A 20,762-nucleotide genomic window follows, 5' to 3' on the forward strand; every position below is an offset into this window, starting at 1 on the left:
TGACGCATTCTGAACAAATTGATCGGTCATTGCGGCCGCAACGATAATGAGGGAATGGGTTTGATGTCGATCTTGGATCGGAGGCTGGCGCAATGAGCTCCCGGATGGCTCGGTTCGGTCTGAGCGCATACCGTCTGGCGGGAACCGTGGCCTCTCCTGTTGTCGGCCTCTACATCACCTACCGCACGGCCAAGGGCAAGGAAGACCGGGCGCGGCGCCTGGAACGCTTCGGCTATCCGAGCGCCAACCGGCCGCAGGGCCCGCTCGTCTGGTTCCATGCCGCAAGCGTCGGTGAAACCAATGCCGTCATCCCGCTGATCCGTGAAATCCGCCGTCGCGACATTCATGTCATCCTGACAACCGGCACCATCACCTCTGCCAGACTCGCCGCCGAGCGGCTCGGGAATGAAGCGATCCACCAATATGTGCCGCTCGACCTGAAACCCTCGGTCAGCCGCTTCCTCGATTATTGGCAGCCCGACTGCGCCATCATCGCCGAATCCGAGATCTGGCCGGCAACAGTGCTAGAACTCGGCCGCCGCCGTATTCCGCAGATTCTGATCAATGCCCGCATGTCGGACCGTTCCTTTGCCCGCTGGCGCCGCCGCCCTGCCATCGCCGAAGCCTTGTTCGAGAATCTGGCCCTCGTCATCGCCCAATCGGATATGGATGCCGAACGCTTCCGCGATCTCGGCGCCGTCCCCGTCATCACCTCCGGCAATCTGAAGGTCGATACCGACGCACCGCCATATGACAGCGCTGTCCTGGCCCGATACAAGAAGCAGATCGGCGACCGTAAGACCTGGGCGGCGATTTCGACCTTCGACGGCGAGGAGAATGCCGCCGCCATCGTTCATCGGGCGCTGAGGGAGCGTGATCGTCAGCTGACGATCATCGTGCCGCGTCACCCGGAGCGTTGCGACGAGATCGAGGCGGCTCTGGTCAAGCTGGGGCTGAAGGTCGCCCGCCGCACCCGCGACGATGTCTTGTCGGCCGATGTCGATATTTTCCTCGGCGATACGATCGGCGAAATGGGCCTTTATCTGCGCCTGACGGAAATCGCTTTCGTCGGCCGCTCGCTCTTTGCCGAAGGCGGCCAGAACCCTCTGGAGCCAGCCATGCTCGGCTGCGCCGTTCTTTCCGGCGGCCATGTGCAGAATTTCCGCGAGGCCTATCAGAAGCTTGCCCGCAGCGGCAGCGCCCGCATGGTGCGCGATACCGAGATGCTGGCCAAGGGCGTGCATTACCTTTTGATCAATGACGAAGCCCGCCGCAACATGATCGAGGCCGGCATTACCGCCGTGCACGAGATGCGCGGTGCGCTGACCGCCACCGTCAAGGGGCTGGAACCCTATATCAATCCGCTGACGGTGAAGGCGCGGCTGCTGCCCAAGGCCGTAGCCCAGGTCTGAGGATATATCATGCCGGCAGCATCCCTTATCAAAGGCATTCTCTTCGACAAGGACGGCACGCTGCTCGACTATGACGAGAGCTGGCTGCCGGTGAACCGCGAGCTTGCCCGCATCGCCGCTGAAGGCGACCCGCTTCTCGCCGACCGGCTGCTGTCTGCCTGCGGCATGGATCCCGTCAGCGGCCATATCGTTCCCGACAGCCTGCTTGCCGCCGGCAATACCCGACAGATTGCCGAGGGTCTCATTGCCGCCGGCTCGATGGTCGATGTCGAGCAACTGATAGTGCGCCTCGACGACCTGTTTTCCAACGCTGCTGAATTTTCCGTGCCGGTGACCGATCTCGCCGGTTTCTTCGCAAGGCTGCATCGGCGCGGATTCAAGCTCGGCGTCGCCTCCAGCGACAATGAACGCTCGATCCGCCAGACGGCGGAACGTTTCGGCTTCGCCCGTTATGTCGACTACATCGCCGGATATGACAGCGGTTTCGGCGTCAAGCCGGAGCCTGGCATGGTGCTCGGTTTCTGCGCCGCAACCGGTCTTTCGCCCGAGGAAGTGGCGATGGTCGGCGACAACAATCACGATCTGCACATGGGGCTGAATGCCGGAACAGGCCTCAGGATCGCGGTGCTGACCGGCACCGGTTCACGCGATTCGCTTGCCGCCGCTGCCGATCATGTGCTCGACGATATCACCGCGCTCGAGGCATTGCTGCCGGACTTGCAGCCCGCCTGACCGGTAAGGGCTTGCATTTTCACCGGTTTTGGCTTCTCAATCCGGCCTGTCGAGAAAAGCAGGGGTCTGGCCGCGATAAAGGCGGGCAGGGGAGCAGGACGGCAAGATGATATCCGAAGCGCCGCCGTTCTGGTGGAGGAAAGCCGATTGGCGGGCCTGGCTGTTGCTGCCGGTTTCCTTTCTCTACGGTCGTATCGCCGGCCATCGCATGGCCCATGCGCGCCGCGCCTCCGTTGCCATCCCGGTCATCTGCGTCGGCAATTTCACCGTCGGCGGCGCCGGCAAGACGCCGACGGCGCTGACCATCGCCCGTGCCGCCAAGGCGAAAGGGCTGAAACCGGGTTTTCTCAGCCGGGGTTACGGCGGTTCGCTCGATGTGACGACTGTGGTCGATCCAGATCATCACCGGGCGGTTGCCGTCGGTGACGAGCCGCTGCTGCTGGCTCAGGAGGCGCTGACGGTGATTTCCCGCCGGCGCGTCGACGGGGCTCAGCGTCTGGTGGCGGAGGGCGCCGATCTCATCATTATGGACGACGGTTTTCAGAGCGCCCGGCTGGCGATCGACTATGCCCTGCTCGTCATCGACGCGACCCGCGGCCTCGGCAACGGCCATATCGTGCCGGGCGGCCCGGTCCGCGCGCCGATCCGCCAGCAACTGCGTTCGGCCACCGCCCTGTTGAAGGTCGGCGGCGGCAATGCCGCCGACAGGATCGTCCGCATGGCGGCGCGCGCCGCAAAGCCCTATTTCACCGCATCGCTGAGAGTGCGCGGCGACAATACGCTCGCCGGCACCAAAGTGCTCGCCTTCGCCGGCATCGCCGATCCCGCCAAATTCTTCCGCACCGTCGAATCGCGCGGCGCCGAAATCACAGTTGCCAAGAGCTTCGGCGACCACGAGCACCTGACCGAGGACGAGATCGACGACATCCTGACGACCGCCGAGCGTCAGGGCCTCCTGATCGTCACCACCTCAAAGGACTTTGTCCGTCTCTCCGGCCATCCCGGCAAGGCGGCACAGCTCGCCGAAAAGTGCCGGGTCATCGAGGTCGACATGGTCTTCGAGGATCACCTCGCCCCGAGCCTGATCATCGACCGGGCGATCGTCGCCTGCCGCGAACGGCGTCTCAGGGAAATAAAGGCGGGGGGTAAAGCAATTTCAGGAAAGGCTCAGCCGCTCTAACAGGCGACAAACGGTCTCCTGCACATCGGGACACGCAACGCTATCACGCAATCGAGTGAAGCAAAGTTTCGCGGGCGGAAGTCAGATGCAACCGACATGCGCGATCGATCAGCGCGATATTGCGGCTTTCGAGCGCGTCGATCAGCGCGAGATGTTCCTTGATTGCGACTTCATTCCGCCCGCGTTCATCACGCTTGTTCCACTGATAGTGATAGTGGAAGACCATAGTTATCACGTCTTGGAAGCTCTCGATAAAGCGGTTTGGCGCAACCGCCGTAATCAGCCGGTGGAATCGACTGTCCAGTTCCGAGAAATCCTGAAATCGATTGTCAATATCCGCGAGCAGATCCAAATGTGCGGCCCGCATAGATTGGATCTGCTTCCAGACGGGCGAGTTGTCGGGCAGGGCAGGGAACTGCCGTGCGGAGCGCATTTCGAACATCTCTCTGATCTCGAACAATTCGAGTGCGAAACTGGCTGTGAACCCTTTAAAAACCCAGCCTGCATTCTGGCGCTTTTCGATTAACCCATATTTCTGAAATCGATTGAGAAATTCACGGACGAGCGTTGTCGCGGCGCCGAATTGCCGAGCTAACTCTGCCTCATTGATTTCTGTGCCCGGACAGACGTCGCCCCGCAGCATCCATTCCATGAAACTTGTCTCGACCTGTTCCGAAATTGCCAAGGTCTCTGCCTGCGGATAGCGTTCTATCTGCAGTGGCTGCTCGCGTATGATCCACCTGTGCGCTTCGGAAATGACGATCCCGCGGGCCGCCATCCCTGCCAGCACCTTCCGCACCGTTGTCCTGCTCACGCCAAGCTGCGCGCGCAGAGCATTTTCGGAGGGCAATTCCTTCCCGAGATCGAGTGTCCGAATGATGTCGATCATATCATTGAACGCCCGCTTGAAGGTCGCATCCGTTCTCATAACACAACTCCCGGTATGGTTATCTATCCATAAAAAACAAGTTGACGTACGTGTATCATATGTTTCTTATGTATAAAAAACAGGGGAGGCTAGGGGGATTTGGAAAACTCGGGGACTCTGCCGCAGAATTCGTCTCGGCCAGATGGTTCGCAGGATGCAACCCTCCATCCGAGACAGTCAGGCGTCACACTGGGGCTGAAGCTATTGAGCCTTGGCCCACTACTGATCCTCATCATGCTCATCGTCGTCGTCAGTGTGATCACGCCGGCTTTTCTAAAGCCCGTTAACCTGGGGAACATTCTGGCGCAGACAGCAGTGATCGCTGTTGTGGCAATGGGCCAGCAACTCGTTATCCTGACGCGCGGCATCGACCTGTCGGTCGGCTCGAATCTCGCGCTGGCGACGGTCATCGGCGGACTTGTCTACCAGCAGGTTGATTCCTCATTCATCGTCATTATGGCCATGCTCCTTGCAGGTGCTGCCGTTGGCGCAATCAACGGGGTGGTCTTTGTCTATGGTCGGCTGCCACACCCCTTTATCATTACACTGGCAACCTTGAGCATCTGCCGCGGTGTGGCACTTGCATTGGCGCCCGGCCACACGACCATGCGCGGCATGCCGGATGCGGTGACCGCGATCGGTGGGAGTACGACGCTTGGTGTGCCCAATTCCTTTTTTGTCGTCGGGATGTTCGGACTTCTTTTTCTGATCCTGACGAAGTCGATGGTCTGCGGCCGGTGGATCTATGCGGTCGGCGGGTCGCCGAACGCCGCCAGAAGCATGGGTATACCGGTAAGGGGCGTTCTGCTGTCGACCTACATCGTTTCCGGCTTTTGCGCCGGTGTCGGCGCGGTGCTGCTTGCCGGCCGGACGGGCGCCGCCTCGCCGATCTACGGCAATCTCCTGGAACTCGACACGATTGCTGCGGTGATTGTCGGTGGCGCCAGCTTCCTTGGCGGACGAGGTCACCTCGGGCACGCCCTGATGGGCGCCGTGCTGATCGGCGTCATCCGCAATGCCCTGAACCTTCTCGGCATCGACGTCTTCTTTCAGATGATTGCGATTGGCCTCGTCATCGTCATCGCCGTAGAGGCGGACGTGCTTCGAAACCATCTCGAGGCGCGTGCACGCGTGCTCCAATCGGCGAGAGTCCAATGAACCCGGCGCCCACCACACCGGCACTTTCTGTTCGAAACGCCCAGAAGCGCTTTGGCGCCATCCATGCCCTGAAAAATGTGAGCTTTGATGCTTATTCGGGTCAGGTAACTGCTCTCCTGGGTGACAATGGCGCCGGCAAGTCGACGCTCGTCAAATGCATCAGCGGGCTTCATAGTCTCGACGAAGGAGAGATCCTCGTGGATGGTGCTCCGGTGTCGCTCCATTCAACGGCGGCCGCCCGCCGCGCCGGGATTGAAACCGTCTATCAGGACCTGGCGCTTTTCGACAACCTGACCCCCGCACAGAATTTCTACTGCGGGCGAGAAATCTCTTTCCCCTCCTGGTTGCCGCGTCCGCTCCGGTTTCTCAACACGGGCGAAATGAAGCGGGAAGCGGCGAGCGTCATCGATCGCCTGAAGGTTAAGCTGCCGAGGTTCGATGCTCCGGTGGCGCTGATGTCTGGGGGACAGCGACAGGCGATCGCGGTCGCGCGCGCCATTGTTTTTGCACGTAAGCTGGTAATTCTTGACGAACCAACGGCCGCCCTCGGTCTTCGCGAGTCTCGCCAGGTTCTTGACATTATCAGTCAGCTCAAAGCCGACGGCAATGCCGTGATCATCATCACCCACAATATGGAGCACGTCGTCGAAATCGCTGATCGAGCGGTTGTCCTGCGGCAGGGTCGCAAGGTGGGTGAAGTGAAGCCAACGGACGCGAACAAGCAGGACATTGTCGCGATGATTGTCGGCGCGGAGGCTTAAGGAGATCGCTGCTTCGTTGGAGGCAGCGGACAACGAGGCCGCTCTAGAGGAGGGCGGTCGAAACATGGGAGGTGTAATCATGAAATCGCAATCCCTGCTGGGAGCTGTTGCGCTCCTGGTCGTCGCTGTAGTCCCGTGCCTGGCGCAGGAGCCGGTGAAGCTCGGCTTTATAACAAAATTCCCTGTACCGTTCTTCGCGACAATGGAGAACGCAGCCAAAGATTATGCAAAGAGAAATCCCGGCGTCGAGATAATCTATGGCCAAGGGACGTCCGCAACCGACATCGAGGGCCAGATTGCACAGATCGAGTCGATGGTAACACGAGGCGTGCAGGGCATTGCCCTTACGCCAGTCGATCCCACCGTATCCACCGCCCTGGACAAGGCGGTAGCGGCCGGTATCAAGGTCGTCCTGATGGATAACAATATTCCGGACTGGAACGGCAGGACTGCGCTGGCCACGACCAATAATTTCGCCGCAGGCAAAATCGCTGGGGAATATCTCAAAACCGTCCTTCATGCCGGCGACACGCTCGGGATTCTCGAGGGCGTGCCTGGCGTGCCAGCGCTTGATGACCGTGTGAAAGGCATGCTTGAAGGACTAAACGGACTTGACGTCAAGATCGTCGGGAAAGGCGCGACAAACTGTACCGAGGAGCTCGGGATCAGTGTCGCCGAGGATCTGTTGACGAAAAACCCGGATATCAAGGCGATTTATGCCGCCTGCGGCCCGCCCGCTGCCGGCGCGGCACGCGCGATCAAGAACGCTGGTACTGCCAATGACAAGATTGTGCTGGTCGGTTTCGATTTTTGCTGCGGCGAAGAGGAGGCGATGAAGAATGGAATAGAGGATGCGTCGGTCGCGCAGTTTCCCACCAAAATGGCCGAACTCGGTGTGGATGCGCTGGTAAAATCGATCCGCGGAGAGAAGGTTGAGTCTTTGATTGACTCTGGCGCTGCGCTCGTGACGCCTGAGAACATGGCAAAATTCAAGTAAACCGTTGCCGCTCCGTGCAATTTGCAAAGAGCGCATATGGAGCTTGTTAGTAAACGGCCCGTCCTTCATGGGGCGGGCCGGACCTGTGGTCCCTCGAATGCGGCGGCGTTTTAGCGCCGCTGGTTCGGCAGCACGCCGGCGCGTTTGTCGGCTTCGATTGCCGAGATCACGTCGGCATAGGGTTCCTGCCGGGCGACGCTCCAATAGCGCAGCTCGTCGAGCGGGATCTGTTTTCCGGTCATCACGCAGACGACATAGGAGCCGGGCGAGATAATCTGGAAATCGCCATCGAGATAGCGAATCTTCGCCTCGCGGTTTCCGTGCCCTTCGAACAAATTCATATGCTCCGTTCCCTGCAGCCTGTCATTAAAGCATGTCGCGCAAACTGCGCCGCTTTAGTCTGCCATACTCCCGCACAGGCTGCTTTTCCAGCTTTTTTAGCTTCTGCCGAAAAGCCGCTCGATATCGCTGAGCTTCAATTCGATATAGGTCGGCCGGCCGTGATTGCACTGGCCGGAGCCTGGTGTCACTTCCATTTCCCGCAGCAGTGCGTTCATTTCCTCTGGCCGCAGCCGCCGTCCGGAGCGCACCGATCCGTGGCAGGCCATCGTCGCCGCCACATATTCGAGCTTGGCCGACAGGCCCGACGCCGTGTCCCATTCGGCAATCTCGTCGGCAAGCTGGCGGATCAGGCCATGCGCATCGACCTCGCCGAGCATGGCCGGCGTCTCGCGCACGGCGATTGCCCCGGGGCCGAACCGCTCGATCGCCAGGCCAAGTTCGGAAAGCTCGGCGGCATGCTGCATCAGCCGGTCGCAATCTTCTTCCGGAATGTCGATGATCTCGGGGATGAGCAGCACCTGCGAAGCCAGCCGCTTGGAATGCAGCGCCTTGCGCATCGCCTCGAACACCAGCCGCTCGTGCGCGGCGTGCTGGTCGACGATGACAAGCCCGTCCTCGGTTTGGGCGACGATATAATTAGCGTGGACCTGCGCCCGCGCCGCGCCGAGCGGATAACGCGCGGTGGTGTCGGGTGCTGCCGGCTGCGGCGAAAACTGCGGCTCGGCCCGCGCCGTCGGCATCGATAGCCCGTCGAAGGAGGCCTGCGGCCGTTCACCGAGACCCGTTGCCGGCTGGTAGGGCCGCGACGGCGAGGTCTCGGCCGACCACGCCGTCTGCGGCCGCTGCGTCTGCGGCTGAAAGCCGGGGCGGAAGGAGCGCAGCATGTCGCTTGCTCCGGTCGTTGCCGCCCGGCTGCCGTCGCGCGCTAAAGCCTCGCGGATGGCGCCGACGATCAGGCCGCGCACCAGGCCGGGGTCGCGGAACCGCACGTCGGATTTCGCCGGATGCACGTTGACGTCGACGAGGGCGGGATCGAGGCTGATCGCCAGCACCGCCACCGGATGGCGGCCTGATGGGATCGTCTCGGCATAGGCGCCGCGGATCGCCGAGAGGATCAGCTTGTCCTGCACCGGCCGGCCGTTGACGAAGGCATATTGATGGGCGGAGTTGCCGCGATTGAAGGTCGGCACGCCGGCAAAGCCGGTGAGCGAGATCTCCTCGCGCAGGGCGTCGAGCGCGATGGCGTTGTCGCGGAATTCCTTGCCGAGCACCTGCGCCATGCGCGCCAAGTGATCGTCGCCGGTCGCCGGAAATTCCAGCGTCGTGCGGTCCGAGCCAGACAGCACGAAGCGCACGGCTGGAAAGGCGATCGCCATACGCTTGACGATCTCGGTAATGGCGCCGGCCTCGGCCTTCTCGGTCTTCAGGAATTTGAGCCGCGCAGGGGTGGCGAAGAACAGATCGCGCACTTCGACGATCGTGCCGGGATTGGCGGCGGCCGGACGCAAATGCGCGATCTTGCCGGCGTTGACGGCGATCTCGTGGCCGCCGGCGCTGTCGCGCCTGCGGCTGGCGATGCTGAGCCTTGCCACCGAGCCGATCGAGGGAAGCGCCTCGCCGCGGAAGCCGAGTGTGCGGATATCCTCGAGTGTCTCCGATAATTTCGAGGTGCAGTGGCGCCTGACCGCCAGTTCCAGATCGGCCGCATCCATGCCCGAGCCGTTGTCGCTGACCCGCAGCAGCGCCTTGCCGCCGCCCGATGTGGCGATCTCGATGCGCGTCGCGCCGGCGTCGAGCGCGTTTTCGATCAGTTCCTTGGCAGCGCTCGCCGGCCGTTCGATGACTTCGCCGGCGGCGATCTGGTTGATGAGCGTTTCGGAAAGCTGTCTGATGGCCATGGGCTATTTTCGAGGATTCGTGGGCCGGAGGGAAGGGGCTTCGATAGGCTTTCCCAAAGCGTGATCCGAGGCTCCCGCAAATTTGGGGGTCGCTAATGTTAAGCCGGTTTTAACATAAAAATGGCATTTCTAATCATATACCTCCGGAACCTTTCGAAATCGAACAGATGTGGGACGCAAGAGAATGAGTGCCGGCTTCGAAAAGGCGGACACATCATCGGAAACCGACGGGATTTCCGCCGTAGCCGATCTGCAGACGGCGCTTTTCGATGTGGTGTGCGACAGCCTTTCGGCAGCTTTCATCATCTATGACAAGAACGATCATCTGATCTTCGCCAGCCGCCAGACGCTGGAATTCTTCCCGCTGCCGCCGGAGATGCTGAAGCCCGGCACGCGGCTTCGCGATTTCCTCGGCGCGGTCTACGACACCGGCATTCGCCAGCAATATGACGTCAAGCAGCGCGGCTCGCTGAGCCGCGAGGACTGGCTGTCGCAGAAAATCGCCTCGCATTGGCGCGAGCGCTTCGACGTCGTCGAGCGCCACGCTGCCGACAGCTGGGTGCGTTTCGTCAAACGCAGGCTGCCCGGCGGTTACGGCGTCACCATCATTTCCGATATTTCCGAAGACAAGAAGCGCGAAGAGCAATGGCGCTCGGATCTGGAGCGTGTGCAGCTCACCGAGGACATTCTCGACAATCTACCGTTCCCGCTCTTCGTGAAGGACCGCAATCTCACCTATGTCGCGGTCAACCTCGCCTTTTGCGAGAAATATCAGACCACCGCCGACGAGGTGCTCGGGCGCAAGAGCGCCGATCTCTTCTCGGAAGAGATCGCCAAGCGCTTCGAGGAAAGCGATCGTCATGTGCTGGAGACCGGCGAGATGTCCGTCTCCCGCCAGCGGCAGATCTCCCGCGACGGCATCGAGCGCGATATTGTCAGCCGCAAGCACCGCATCGGCAAGCCGGGCCGCTATTTCCTGGTGTCGACAATGCAGGATCTGCCGCGCGACGGCGCCGATCTCGACGAGTTCGGCCGGGCATCGGCGATCACCACCTCAAGCAATCAAAGCTATCGCCGCGCCTATGTGCCGGTGCCGAGTGCCGTCGAGCGCCGCGAGCCGGCGGCAATGGAAGCGATCGTTCCGGAGAATTTCTCCGGCCGCAAGGTCCTCGTCGTCACGGCCGACCTTGCCGCCGAGACCGCCGCGCTGCGGACGCTGTCGAAATACGGTTTCGAATCCTGCTCGGTGCGCGGCGAGGACGAGGAGGAGCGGTTCCTGGAAATCGCCACTTCCTCCGGCATCTCGCTCGATCTCTTGATCATCGACAACCAGATGGGCATGCGCTGCCTCGAGCTTGCCGAGCAATACGGGATCCCGGCGCTTGTTATGGACGGTTTCCAGATCGCCAACGAACTCACCTTCCAGATCGCCCGCCATTTCAACCGCAACAGCCGCAATGGCGGCGCCGCTGCGGATTCGGATTGGGAAATCAGCATTTCCGACGATGTCGTCGGCCTGCAGGTTCTCGTCGCCGAAGACAATGATATCAACCAGATCGTTTTCTCGCAGATCCTCGAGGGCCTTGGTTATCGCCATATGATCGCGGCGACCGGCGATGAGGCCGTGCGGCTGTGGGCCGAGCACCGGCCCGAGATCGTGCTGATGGATATTTCGCTGCCGGGCTTCAACGGCTTCGAGGCGGCCCGGCTCATCCGGCAGATGGAGGAAACCGGCGGCGCAAGCCGCACCCCGATCATCGGCGTGCTCACTCAGGCCTTCGAACGAGACCGCGCCGAATGCGTCAAAGCAGGCATGGACGATGTCATCATGAAACCCGTCAGCCCCGATATGCTCGAGGCCATCTTCCAGAGGCATCTGATGGATGAGGCCATGCGGGCGCGAGGCTGATGCATATCATCAGGATATGTGCAGCGGTTCCGAGCTGACGGCTTAAAACCATGAACTTTAGCCGGGGCCACCCGTCAACTCCCGGAATCTGGGGTGGTTCTAGGAGCAATGCCTGCTGATTTACTATCAAATTGTTAAGACATACCGGTCATTCTTTGCCTGGCGCGGGAAAGCTCGGGTGGATGATGAAATCGGCGGACTTAGCTTTCTTGACCGTCGGTCAGAATGAGCTTCAGGCGATGGCCTATACCGATCCGCTGACCGGATTGGGAAACCGCAATCGCATGCGGGACAAGGTGTTGCAGATCTCTTCCGAGCGCGCCAGCGACCCGGCCCCCTTCACCATCGGCATCGCCAATCTCGACAGTTTCAAACCGATCAACGATCTTTTCGGCTCGGCCGCCGGCGATGAAATCCTTTGCCAGGTCGCCCATCGCCTCCGGGCCTGCATTCCCGATGGCGCGCTGGTCACCCGCCATGATGGAGATGAATTCGCCTTCGTGCTGCCGCTGATTTTCGAGCGGGCGAGTGCCGAGAAATTCGGCCAGATGATCCGCGAGGTGTTGTCGGCCCCCTATGATCTCGGCGACCGCAACGTCCGTCTCTCCGCCTCGCTCGGCTTTGCCATCTATCCCTTTGCCGGAGAAGATTGCGAGGAACTGCTGAAGAGTGCGGAAACCGCGCTTTACCGTTCCAAGCGCCGCGGCCGCGGCCAGGTCACCGTCTATTCGCGCGAGATCGCCCAGGAAATGAAGCGGGCGACGCAGCTGGAGCAGGCGCTCAGAAACGCCATCATCTCCGACGCGATCGACGTGCATTTCCAGCCGATCGTCTCGCTCTCCAACAACCAGGTCGTCGGCTTCGAGGCGCTCGCCCGCTGGAACGATCCGGATCTCGGCTTTGTCTCGCCCGGCGTCTTTGTGCCGCTCGCCGAAGAGCGTGGCTTCATCGACGCGTTGTCGGAGGCACTGCTGCGCAAGGCTGCTGAAGCCGCCCTTTCCTGGCCGCGCGAACTCTTCCTGTCGTTCAATCTCTCCTCGGCCCAGCTGATGGATCCGGGCACCAGCGGCAGCATCCTGTCGATCCTCGGCCGCGTCGGCTTTGATCCGCATCGCCTGGAGCTGGAAATCACCGAGACCGCGGTGATGAGTTCGGCCGATACCGCCCACCGCATCATTGCCGATCTGCGCGCCGCCGGCGTGCGTATTTCGCTCGACGATTTCGGCACCGGCCAATCGAGCCTCGGGCGCCTGCGCGACTTCATCTTCGACAAGATCAAGATCGACCGCGCCTTCGTCTCCCGCATCAACTCCGACCGCGCCTCCGAACATATCATCAAGGCGATCCTGACCATGTGCGACGGCCTGGAGCTGGAAGTCGTGGCGGAGGGCATCGAGGATTATGCCGAGGCAGTAAAGCTGCGCACGCTCGGCTGCGGCATGGGCCAGGGCTATCACTTCGGCCGCCCGGCGGACGGGATCGCCACGCTGCGCTTTCTGCACGAGAATTACTACGATCCGGCCACGGTGGAGCGTGTCAGCGCTAGAGCATGACGCCGAAACGTGCGCGCGGTTTTCGCGCGACATCATGCTCTAACGAACGACCCAGCAAAAAGTGATGGCGCCCCTAGGAGCGCCATCGCCTACGCTATACTACCGCGCGCGCGGTTTATCTGGCTCCAGCTTCCAACGCCAATTTACTTAGGCGTTGTCGAGCCGGTTGCCGTGGTATCGGTGCCGGTCGCAGCCGGGGCCTTTTCGGCCGACTGCATGGCCAGCGTCTTGAACTCAGGTGCGGCCTTCAGCGATTCAGCCGTTTCGCTTGTCGTCAGCTTGACGCTGCCGTCCTGGGTATTCTGGGCGACGGTGATCTTTTCCATCGGGACAGCGACATTCTTTTCGCCGATACCGAGGAAGCCGCCGACGCCGACGATTGCAGCAACAAAGCCACCATCCTTCTTGAGGATCAGGTCATTGACGCTGCCGATGCTTTCATTGTTGCCGTTATAGACGGACTGGCCGATATAGGTGTTGGCGCTGACCTGGTCCGGAGCCTGCTCCGTGATATAACCGGCCTGAGCCGTATCTGCTGTCGGTGCTGCGGCCGGTGCCTGTGCGGCATCGCCTGCGGGCTTGGTGACATCAGGGGTGATGGGCGGCTTCGGTGCTGCCGGATCGGCGGGAGCCGCCTGGGTCGTAGCGGCTGGATCGGCCGGCTTCGGGGCTGTCTGCGAGAATGCCGCCGGTGCGAAAGCCGTGGCAAACAGTGCGCCAGCGGCAACGGTCGTCAAGAGTTTGCGTGTCATTTCGAACCTACTTTCATTTCCCTAGTGTGGTCTTGACCCGGCAATATCGTCTCATTGCCGCGCCGGTTCGAAAGGAAAATGACTGGTGCGCCGATTGGTTCCGGTTGAAAACACGGAAAATTTCTCGATTCTCACGGAACATTTATCAAGGTGCGGCAACCGAAACGAGAAAAGGCGCTCCAGTCCGGAGCGCCCCTCGCAGGCAAAATTCACATCGCCATTTTCAGATCACATAGACCGGATCGAACACGCCTTTGACGTCGATGCCGAGTTCCAGCAGCGCGCCGGCGCTCGGCTGCGCCGAACGGGCATCCTCGTCGAGGCCCTCCCAGGCGGTCGTCACTGCCAGCCGGTCGGCATTGACGCCGATGAAGGCGGGGCAGGAGGGCTGGACGGCGGGAACCTTGTAGCGCGAGATGCGCAGGCCATCGGGATTGTATCGGTCGACGACGCCGGCGCCCCAGCGCGAATTCCAGATGTAACCATCGGCATCGACCACCGAGCCGTCGATGTCGCCGGGCTCGTTGGCGCTGTCGACCAGCACGATCGGCTCGCCGGAGGGCAGGCCGGTGTGCGGATCGACCATGACGCGCATCAGCCGGTTGAGGCGGGAATCCGTGTAATAGCCGATGGTGCCGTCGGGCGAGAAGCAGATCGAATTCGGGATGCTGATGCCGTTGAAGATCTTCGTCACCTTGCCGTGAGCGACATGATAGATGGCGCCGGCCTGGTTTTCCGCCCGCTTGCTCATCGTGCCGATCCACAGCGCACCGGAAGGATGGGTGCGGCCGTCGTTCGAACGGTTTTCCGGCCGGTCGTTTTCGAGCGCGGCGTAGAAGGTGAGGTTGCCGCTCGCCACATCGCGGACGAAAAGCCCTTCTTCCGTTGCGATCAGCTGCCGTTTGGCGTCGATGCGGGCAAGTACGCTCGCCATGGCGGGCAGGGGATGCACCTTCTTCGCGCCCGTCGAAAGATTGAGCTCGTGCAGTTCCTTGCCGAGGATGTTGAACCACCAGACGGTATTGCTGTCCGGATCATAGGTCGGGCCTTCGCCGAGAACGGAATTGGTGTTGCAAAGGGTCTTGCCCTCGAACTCGTAGATGTCGGTCATACGTTCACGCTCCCAGTGGCTGCATCATAGGCGTAAATGGTCGCCTTGGCGCGCTCGGCAACCTCTGATGCGGTCATTCCCGGCTTGTAGAGACTGGTGCCGAGACCGAAGGCGAAGATGCCGGCCTTGGTATAATCGCCGAAATTCTTGTCGGACACGCCGCCGACGGCGGCAATCGTCAGTTCCGGCGGCAGGATCGCCCGGATCGCCGTGATTCCGGAAGGGCCAAGCACGCTCGCGGGAAAGAATTTGAGACCGGTGGCGCCGGCGCGCGCTGCCGCGAGCGCCTCGGTCGGCGTGAAGACGCCGGGCATCGTCACCATGCCGTATCCGCGCGCCCGGATGATCACCTCCGGCTCGACATTCGGCGTGACGAGCAGCGTGCCGCCGGCGGCGTTCAGGCTGTCGACCGCCTCGACCGTCAGCACCGTTCCGGCGCCGATCAGCACCTCGGCCGGCGCCATCTTGGCGGCGATCTCGATGGATTTGAACGGCTCCGGCGAATTGAGCGGGATCTCGATTGCCGTCAGGCCATTGTCGATCAAGGCGCCGACCACGCTTTCGGTCTCGTCGGGTCGGATGCCGCGCAGGATGGCGATCAGCGGGCGTTTCATGTCGGGGAAGGGGATACGGTTCATCATGTCGGCTTTCTCAATTCGGCCAGATGGCTTCGGCGGCGGCCGAAAGCCCGCGGCGCACGGCGGCGTCGGCATCTATGGCGGTGAAGGTCAGGGAGAGGGTTTTGAAGGCCTGTTCGTAGAGCGCCTGCAGGCGCCCGGAAGCGACCAGCGTGATGCCCGAGTTGGCTGCATCCTGCAGCGCGCCGGCGATTTCGAGGCCGATCAGCGTGCCGGAGAGCCGGGCCTGCGCTGATGCGGCCGAGATCCCGTGCAGGAGCTGGCCCGAGCGGGCGGTAAAGAGCAGGTTGGAAGCAAGCGCGGGGCGCGCGAAAGCCGCCGAGACCGCCGCCTCGAAGGTCGCTGCATCGGCCGGCTGCTCCTCGGCGTCGACAACGGCATGCGAAAGGATCGTGTGTTTGCTGATGACGTCGAAAAGCTCGCCGGTCATGAAGGTTGAAAAGCCGGTGACCTTGCCGTCGCTGACATGCACCCATTTCGAATGCGTCCCGGGCATGCAGACCGCCTGCGCGCCCGCGCTTGCGCCGCCGAGCGCGCCGAGAAGCTGGGTCTCCTCGCCGCGCATGACGTCGGGTGTCGACGTATCCCGCTGGGCAAGCCCCGGCAGGATGCGGATGTCGCGGCTTTCGCCGGGCACGGAGACCGCCGCAGTCAGGATCGAGGCGAGCGGGGCCGGCACGTCGATATAACCGGCCTCCACCCAGCCCTGCCGTGCGCCGGCCATGCCGCAGACGATCACCGGCAGGTTTTCCGGCGCCTCGACGGCGGCGAGATGGCCTGAAAGCACGGCGGAAAAGCCGGTCTTTGCAGCACTCGTCATGCCTTCGCCGCTGCGGCGCTCGGCAAGGACGCTGCCGTCCCTGCCGATCAGCCAGAGCCGAAAGCTGCTGGTGCCCCAGTCCACCGCGACATAAGCGGGATTAACCATTACAGAATGCCTCCATCGACAATCAGGGACTGGGCGGTCATTCCAGCCGCGCAGTCGGATGCAAGAAACAGGCAAGGACCGACGATCGCGTCGGGCTTGAGCGCGACCTTCAGGCACTGCTGCTCGACCGAGCGCGCGATGCTCTCATCGGTCAGCCAGAGCTGCATCTGCCGGTCGGTGAGGACCATGCCGGGCAGAATGCAGTTGACGCGGATATTCTCCGGCCCGAGCCTGCCCGCCATGCTCTTCGTCAGTCCGACGACCGCAGCCTTCGCCGCCGCATAGGAGGGAAAACCGCCCATGTTCAGTTTGAAGGCGATCGACGACATATTGATGATTGCCCCGCCGCCGGCCGCCCGCATCGATGGCGCTGCTGCCTGGGAGGTGAAGAACACATGCCGCAGATTGACCGCCTGGTTGTTGTCCCAATAGGCCTCGGTCACCGCGTCGAAATCATGACGGTCGTCCCAGGCGGCATTGTTGACCAGCACCCGGATCGGCCCTGAACTGGCAACCACGGTATCGACGGTCTGCCGGATCGCCTCGATATCGCGCAGGTCGGCATGGTGAAAGGAAACCGGATGGAGTGTCTCGCGCGACAGGTTTTCGGCGAGCGCGCGGCCCGTGGCCTCGGCGATATCAATGAAGGAGACCTTGGCGCCCTGGCGCGCGAAACCTTCGACGATCGAAGCACCGATGCCCGATCCGCCACCGGTCACCAGCACGGTTCGGTCTTTGAACTCCGGAAATTGTGCTGGCATCGCCGTCGCCCCATGAATTCCGCAATGTTCCATTATTTGGAACTATATTTGACTATATGGAATTATCGAATTATGCTGGCCTTGCTGTCAAGGGCGGACGAGACGATGACTTCAAATAGCGATGGCATGACGCAGACCCGCGAGACCGGCACGCTCGGCAAACTGATGGGCCTGCTCGATCTCGTCACCCATGCCGACGCCCCGCTGCGTTTCACCGATATCCTGACCCTTGCCGGCCAGCCGCGCGGCACCTTGCATCGCCAGCTCAGCCATCTGGTGGAGGAAGGGCTGCTTGAGCTTGATGGCGACGGCCGTTATGCGCCGGGCCTGCGCCTGCTCGAATTTGCCGCGCGCAGCTGGGCGCGCAACGAATTCCGCCTGATTGCCGAGCCGCACCTTGCCAATCTGCAGCAGGCGACCGGCGAAACGGTGCATCTTGGTGTTTTGAGGGGGCAGTCGATCATCTATCTCGACAAGGTCGACGGACGCCAGCCGGTGCGCATGTATTCGCAGATCGGCAATGCCTCGCCCTGTTACTGCACCGGCGTCGGCAAGGCCGCGCTTTCGCTGCTTCCGGCTGATCTCCTCGCCGATCTTCTCGCCGGCCTGAGCTTTGTCAGATTTACCGCCTCGACCCATCTCTCGGCCGACTCGCTGCTTGCCGAAATCCGCGAGATCACTGACCAGGGCTATGCCTTCGACCGCGAGGAGCATGAGGCCGGCATCAGCTGTGTCGCCGCCCCTCTATGGTCGCAGGATCGGACCTTTATCGGCGGCATCTCGATCACCGGCCCGGCCTACCGTCTGTCGATGGAACTTCTCAGCCAATGGGCCGTTCCAGTTCAGCTGGCAGCTGGGAGGATCATGGAAGACATGCGCATTCGGCTCGGCCCGCGCCGCTAAATGCGATCGGAGAGATTGAGATTTGCCGGCGAATCACGACAACTACAGATAGTCCGCGAAATCGATAACCACTCACCGGCCGAACGCTGCACGCCGAGGCCGTTTCCATGTGATCCAGTCACGATCGTCATTCCCCGTTGCAATCGAGCCGGCCACAGTGCCGAAGATGAAGAAATGTGATGGCACCCTTGTCGCAAACATCCCCGGAAGACGACGACTATATCAATGAAATAGCCGGTCTGAAGACCCAGTTCGATATTTTCCGGTTCCTGAAACGCGTGACGGAAGCCTATCGCAGCCGTGCCTTCATGGTGCTCAATCTGCCGCCGGTCACGTCGCTGGATATCCAGGGCAGCACCGTCATCACCAGCTGGCCGGCCGAGCTTCTGGCGCTCTACGATCAGGAGAGTCTGCTGGTGAACAGCCCGGTTCTGAGGCGCCTGAGAACATCGGCGCGGCCGTTCTTTTACGACATGACGCGCGAGAACTGGTCACGCGACGACGGCAAGTCCGTCCTCGTCACCGCGCTGTTCGAACGTTTCCGGATGATGCGCGGCGCCTATTTTCCGACGCATGAGCCATCCGGCCTACGCGGCGCCATTTCTTTCGCCGGCGACCGCGAGACTTTCAGCCCGGCCGAGATGCGGGAGCTCTGCTACATCGCCATCCATGTCTATGACAGGCTGGCTGAGATCCGCAATCTCGATACGCGCATCACGGACACGCTGACCGATCGGGAAATCGATTGCCTCAATTGGACGGCAGCCGGCAAGACCAGTGCGGAAATCGCCGAAATCCTCACCCTCTCCGAGCACACGGTCAATCATTACCTGAACCGTGCCACCAAGAAGCTCGATACGGTCAACCGCACCCAGGCGGTGGCCAAGGCGCTGCGGATCGGCCTGATCAAATAAGGTGCAAAAGGCACGGCGGTTTTTCGCCGGACGCCCAGCGCGTGGGCATATGCTGGCCGTTGGGGCCGTCCTCATGCCGCGTTCGCGCCATTTGCGCCGAATTTCCGTCTGGCACGCTTTCTGCATCTCTTTTTCCAGAGGCCCAGAGGGGACTTGGACCAGCGCCAGGAAATGGCGCGGCCGGCATACCGCTGCCCGACGCCGATGCCGCTTTTTCAGCAGGCCTTCGGTGTCGGCGGTGGTTGTTGCGTTTTGGCACCGCTCATTTCGCAGCTGTTGGCGATTTGGTCTTCCCCGGTCATTTTTCGCTGGCCTTTTTGTCGGCTTGCGCTAGTTCGCCCCGGATTGCGCCGGTTCTCGGGGAGACCGTTGCGGCCATCAGGGCGAAAGCCCGGCGGACTTGATGGCCGCAACGGATCGCCCATTCTCCCCGGCGCTTTTTTGCAAGCCGGCAAATCGATTTTCCCGCTGATGATTTTGTTTGGCGAAGGCGTCCGGCTCCACTATCTCTACTGCATGATTTTAGCCTTGATCGGAATCGATCAAGGCTAAAATCATGCGGCAATTTAAGGTGCTGCAGCGTCCTTTGCGTCTTGAAAGACGCGCGCGCTGTCGTGCGAGAAGAAGCAATGAGGGTGGAATGACCGACGTCACCAAGGAACAGGTTCTCGAAACGTTGAAGACCGTGCGTGGACCGGATCTCGAGCACGATATCGTCGCGCTCGGCATGGTGTCCGACGTCTTCATCTCCGACGGCAAGGTCTATTTCTCTATCACCGTTCCGGCTGAACGCGCCAGGGAACTGGAGCCGCTGCGGCTCGCCGCCGAGCGCGTCATCAAGGAAATGCCGGGCGTCAAGGGTGCCCTTGTTACACTGACGGCAGATAAAAAGGCCGCCGCCGCTCCCGCCGCCCGTCCAGCGCCGAACCCGCCCCATGGCCATGCCGGCCACGATCACGCCGGTCATGATCACACAAGCCATGATCACAGGGGACACAACCACGGCGGCCAATCGCACGCGCCGCAGCAACAGCCGCCGCGGGCCGGCAAGATCGGCGTTCCCGGCATCGGTGCCATCATCGCCGTCGCCTCCGGCAAGGGCGGGGTCGGCAAGTCGACCACCGCCGTCAACCTGGCGCTCGGCCTGCTTGCCAACGGCCTTCGCGTCGGCATTCTCGATGCCGACATCTATGGTCCCTCGATGCCGCGGTTGTTGAAGATATCCGGCCGCCCGACCCAGATCGATGGCCGGATCATCAATCCGATGGAGAATTACGGCCTCAAGGTCATGTCGATGGGCTTCCTCGTCGACGAGGAGACGGCGATGATCTGGCGCGGTCCGATGGTTCAGTCGGCGCTCTTGCAGATGCTGCGGGAAGTCGCCTGGGGTGAACTCGACGTGCTCGTTGTCGACATGCCGCCCGGCACGGGCGACGCGCAATTGACCATGGCCCAGCAGGTGCCGCTGGCCGGTGCCGTCATCGTCTCGACGCCGCAGGACCTCGCTTTGATCGATGCCCGCAAGGGTCTCAACATGTTCCGCAAGGTCGAGGTGCCGGTGCTCGGGATCGTCGAGAATATGAGCTATTTCATCGCGCCGGATACCGGCACCCGCTACGACATCTTCGGCCATGGCGGCGCCCGCAAGGAGGCCGAACGCATCGGCGTGCCCTTCCTCGGCGAAGTGCCGCTGACGATGAATATCCGCGAGACTTCCGACGCCGGCACGCCGCTCGTCGCCTCCGAGCCGAACGGCGTCGTCGCCGGCATCTATCGCGGCATCGCCGCCAAGGTCTGGGAACAGGTCGGCGGCCAGCCCCTGCGTCCTGCCCCGGCGATCGTCTTCGAATAGGTCTGCCACGGCGTGCAGTTCCGAGCCACACTC

20 protein-coding genes are annotated in these 20,762 nt (G+C 61.8%); 12 read left to right on the plus strand and 8 right to left on the minus strand.

Annotation, left to right across the window (positions count from 1 at the left end):
* The first annotated feature begins 92 nt into the window (after positions 1-92).
* The 3 genes from waaA (at position 93) to lpxK (ending at position 3,324) form a co-directional block, all read left to right on the plus strand.
* Positions 93-1,412 (plus strand): lipid IV(A) 3-deoxy-D-manno-octulosonic acid transferase, encoded by a 1,320-nt coding sequence (waaA, locus tag RLEG4DRAFT_RS37135; protein ID WP_003584532.1) that lies wholly within the window; start codon positions 93-95, stop codon positions 1,410-1,412.
* 9 nt (positions 1,413-1,421) lie between these two features.
* Positions 1,422-2,144, plus strand: a complete 723-nt coding sequence (locus RLEG4DRAFT_RS37140) for an HAD family hydrolase (RefSeq protein WP_003584533.1) — start codon at positions 1,422-1,424, stop codon at positions 2,142-2,144.
* Positions 2,145-2,250: 106 nt separating this feature from the next.
* Complete coding sequence (lpxK, locus tag RLEG4DRAFT_RS37145) at positions 2,251-3,324, plus strand: tetraacyldisaccharide 4'-kinase (protein ID WP_003584535.1); 1,074 nt, start codon at positions 2,251-2,253, stop codon at positions 3,322-3,324.
* Positions 3,325-3,367: 43 nt separating this feature from the next.
* Here the strand turns inward: lpxK and RLEG4DRAFT_RS37150 are convergent, their stop codons facing one another.
* Positions 3,368-4,252 carry a GntR family transcriptional regulator gene (locus RLEG4DRAFT_RS37150; protein WP_003584536.1) on the minus strand — a complete coding sequence of 295 codons (885 nt, stop codon included), beginning with the start codon at positions 4,250-4,252 and terminating at the stop codon, positions 3,368-3,370.
* A gap of 99 nt (positions 4,253-4,351) precedes the next feature.
* Between RLEG4DRAFT_RS37150 and RLEG4DRAFT_RS37155 the strand changes: the two genes are divergently transcribed.
* The 3 genes from RLEG4DRAFT_RS37155 to RLEG4DRAFT_RS37165 all read left to right on the plus strand — a co-directional run bounded on the left by RLEG4DRAFT_RS37155 (position 4,352) and on the right by RLEG4DRAFT_RS37165 (position 7,168).
* Entirely contained in the window at positions 4,352-5,410 is a 1,059-nt protein-coding gene (locus RLEG4DRAFT_RS37155; RefSeq protein WP_003584538.1) for an ABC transporter permease, read from the plus strand.
* On the plus strand, positions 5,407-6,171 hold the full coding sequence (locus RLEG4DRAFT_RS37160; protein WP_003584540.1) for an ATP-binding cassette domain-containing protein: 765 nt from the start codon (positions 5,407-5,409) through the stop codon (positions 6,169-6,171). Before RLEG4DRAFT_RS37155 ends, RLEG4DRAFT_RS37160 begins: the two co-directional genes overlap by 4 nt.
* A 79-nt stretch (positions 6,172-6,250) precedes the next feature.
* Entirely contained in the window at positions 6,251-7,168 is a 918-nt protein-coding gene (locus RLEG4DRAFT_RS37165; RefSeq protein ID WP_003584542.1) for a sugar ABC transporter substrate-binding protein, read from the plus strand.
* Between the two features lie 110 nt (positions 7,169-7,278).
* Here the strand turns inward: RLEG4DRAFT_RS37165 and RLEG4DRAFT_RS37170 are convergent, their stop codons facing one another.
* Both RLEG4DRAFT_RS37170 and mutL read right to left on the minus strand, forming a co-directional pair.
* Positions 7,279-7,509, minus strand: coding sequence for a DUF2093 domain-containing protein (locus RLEG4DRAFT_RS37170; RefSeq protein WP_003584544.1), 231 nt, complete (start codon positions 7,507-7,509; stop codon positions 7,279-7,281).
* Between the two features lie 96 nt (positions 7,510-7,605).
* Positions 7,606-9,408, minus strand: coding sequence for a DNA mismatch repair endonuclease MutL (mutL, locus tag RLEG4DRAFT_RS37175; RefSeq protein WP_003584546.1), 1,803 nt, complete (start codon positions 9,406-9,408; stop codon positions 7,606-7,608).
* Positions 9,409-9,592: 184 nt separating this feature from the next.
* Between mutL and RLEG4DRAFT_RS37180 the strand changes: the two genes are divergently transcribed.
* Both RLEG4DRAFT_RS37180 and RLEG4DRAFT_RS37185 read left to right on the plus strand, forming a co-directional pair.
* On the plus strand, positions 9,593-11,317 hold the full coding sequence (locus tag RLEG4DRAFT_RS37180) for a response regulator (RefSeq protein ID WP_003584548.1): 1,725 nt from the start codon (positions 9,593-9,595) through the stop codon (positions 11,315-11,317).
* 182 nt (positions 11,318-11,499) lie between these two features.
* The gene (locus RLEG4DRAFT_RS37185) at positions 11,500-12,870 is read left to right on the plus strand and encodes a putative bifunctional diguanylate cyclase/phosphodiesterase (protein WP_003584550.1); all 1,371 of its coding nucleotides are present in this window, start codon (positions 11,500-11,502) and stop codon (positions 12,868-12,870) included.
* Positions 12,871-13,013: 143 nt separating this feature from the next.
* Here the strand turns inward: RLEG4DRAFT_RS37185 and RLEG4DRAFT_RS37190 are convergent, their stop codons facing one another.
* The 5 genes from RLEG4DRAFT_RS37190 to RLEG4DRAFT_RS37210 form a co-directional block, all read right to left on the minus strand.
* Complete coding sequence (locus tag RLEG4DRAFT_RS37190) at positions 13,014-13,622, minus strand: PRC-barrel domain-containing protein (protein WP_003584551.1); 609 nt, start codon at positions 13,620-13,622, stop codon at positions 13,014-13,016.
* A 223-nt stretch (positions 13,623-13,845) separates the two neighbouring features.
* Entirely contained in the window at positions 13,846-14,733 is an 888-nt protein-coding gene (locus RLEG4DRAFT_RS37195; RefSeq protein WP_003584553.1) for an SMP-30/gluconolactonase/LRE family protein, read from the minus strand.
* A complete protein-coding gene (locus tag RLEG4DRAFT_RS37200; RefSeq protein ID WP_037095060.1) occupies positions 14,730-15,371 on the minus strand; it encodes a 2-dehydro-3-deoxy-6-phosphogalactonate aldolase in 642 nt (213 codons plus the stop codon). Before RLEG4DRAFT_RS37200 ends, RLEG4DRAFT_RS37195 begins: the two co-directional genes overlap by 4 nt.
* Before the next feature lie 13 nt (positions 15,372-15,384).
* Positions 15,385-16,299 (minus strand): 2-dehydro-3-deoxygalactonokinase, encoded by a 915-nt coding sequence (locus RLEG4DRAFT_RS37205; protein ID WP_003584555.1) that lies wholly within the window; start codon positions 16,297-16,299, stop codon positions 15,385-15,387.
* The gene (locus RLEG4DRAFT_RS37210; RefSeq protein ID WP_037094592.1) at positions 16,299-17,060 is read right to left on the minus strand and encodes an SDR family NAD(P)-dependent oxidoreductase; all 762 of its coding nucleotides are present in this window, start codon (positions 17,058-17,060) and stop codon (positions 16,299-16,301) included. Before RLEG4DRAFT_RS37210 ends, RLEG4DRAFT_RS37205 begins: the two co-directional genes overlap by 1 nt.
* 105 nt (positions 17,061-17,165) lie before the next feature.
* Between RLEG4DRAFT_RS37210 and RLEG4DRAFT_RS37215 the strand changes: the two genes are divergently transcribed.
* The 4 genes from RLEG4DRAFT_RS37215 to RLEG4DRAFT_RS37230 all read left to right on the plus strand — a co-directional run bounded on the left by RLEG4DRAFT_RS37215 (position 17,166) and on the right by RLEG4DRAFT_RS37230 (position 20,729).
* Complete coding sequence (locus tag RLEG4DRAFT_RS37215; RefSeq protein ID WP_037095061.1) at positions 17,166-17,963, plus strand: IclR family transcriptional regulator; 798 nt, start codon at positions 17,166-17,168, stop codon at positions 17,961-17,963.
* Between the two features lie 179 nt (positions 17,964-18,142).
* A complete protein-coding gene (locus RLEG4DRAFT_RS37220) occupies positions 18,143-18,877 on the plus strand; it encodes a LuxR family transcriptional regulator (RefSeq protein WP_003584560.1) in 735 nt (244 codons plus the stop codon).
* Positions 18,878-19,030: 153 nt separating this feature from the next.
* The gene (locus tag RLEG4DRAFT_RS41100; RefSeq protein WP_171898265.1) at positions 19,031-19,429 is read left to right on the plus strand and encodes a hypothetical protein; all 399 of its coding nucleotides are present in this window, start codon (positions 19,031-19,033) and stop codon (positions 19,427-19,429) included.
* A gap of 88 nt (positions 19,430-19,517) precedes the next feature.
* Positions 19,518-20,729 (plus strand): Mrp/NBP35 family ATP-binding protein, encoded by a 1,212-nt coding sequence (locus RLEG4DRAFT_RS37230; protein ID WP_003584561.1) that lies wholly within the window; start codon positions 19,518-19,520, stop codon positions 20,727-20,729.
* Positions 20,730-20,762 lie beyond the last annotated feature (33 nt).

The organism is Rhizobium leguminosarum bv. trifolii WSM2297 (assembly GCF_000271845.1).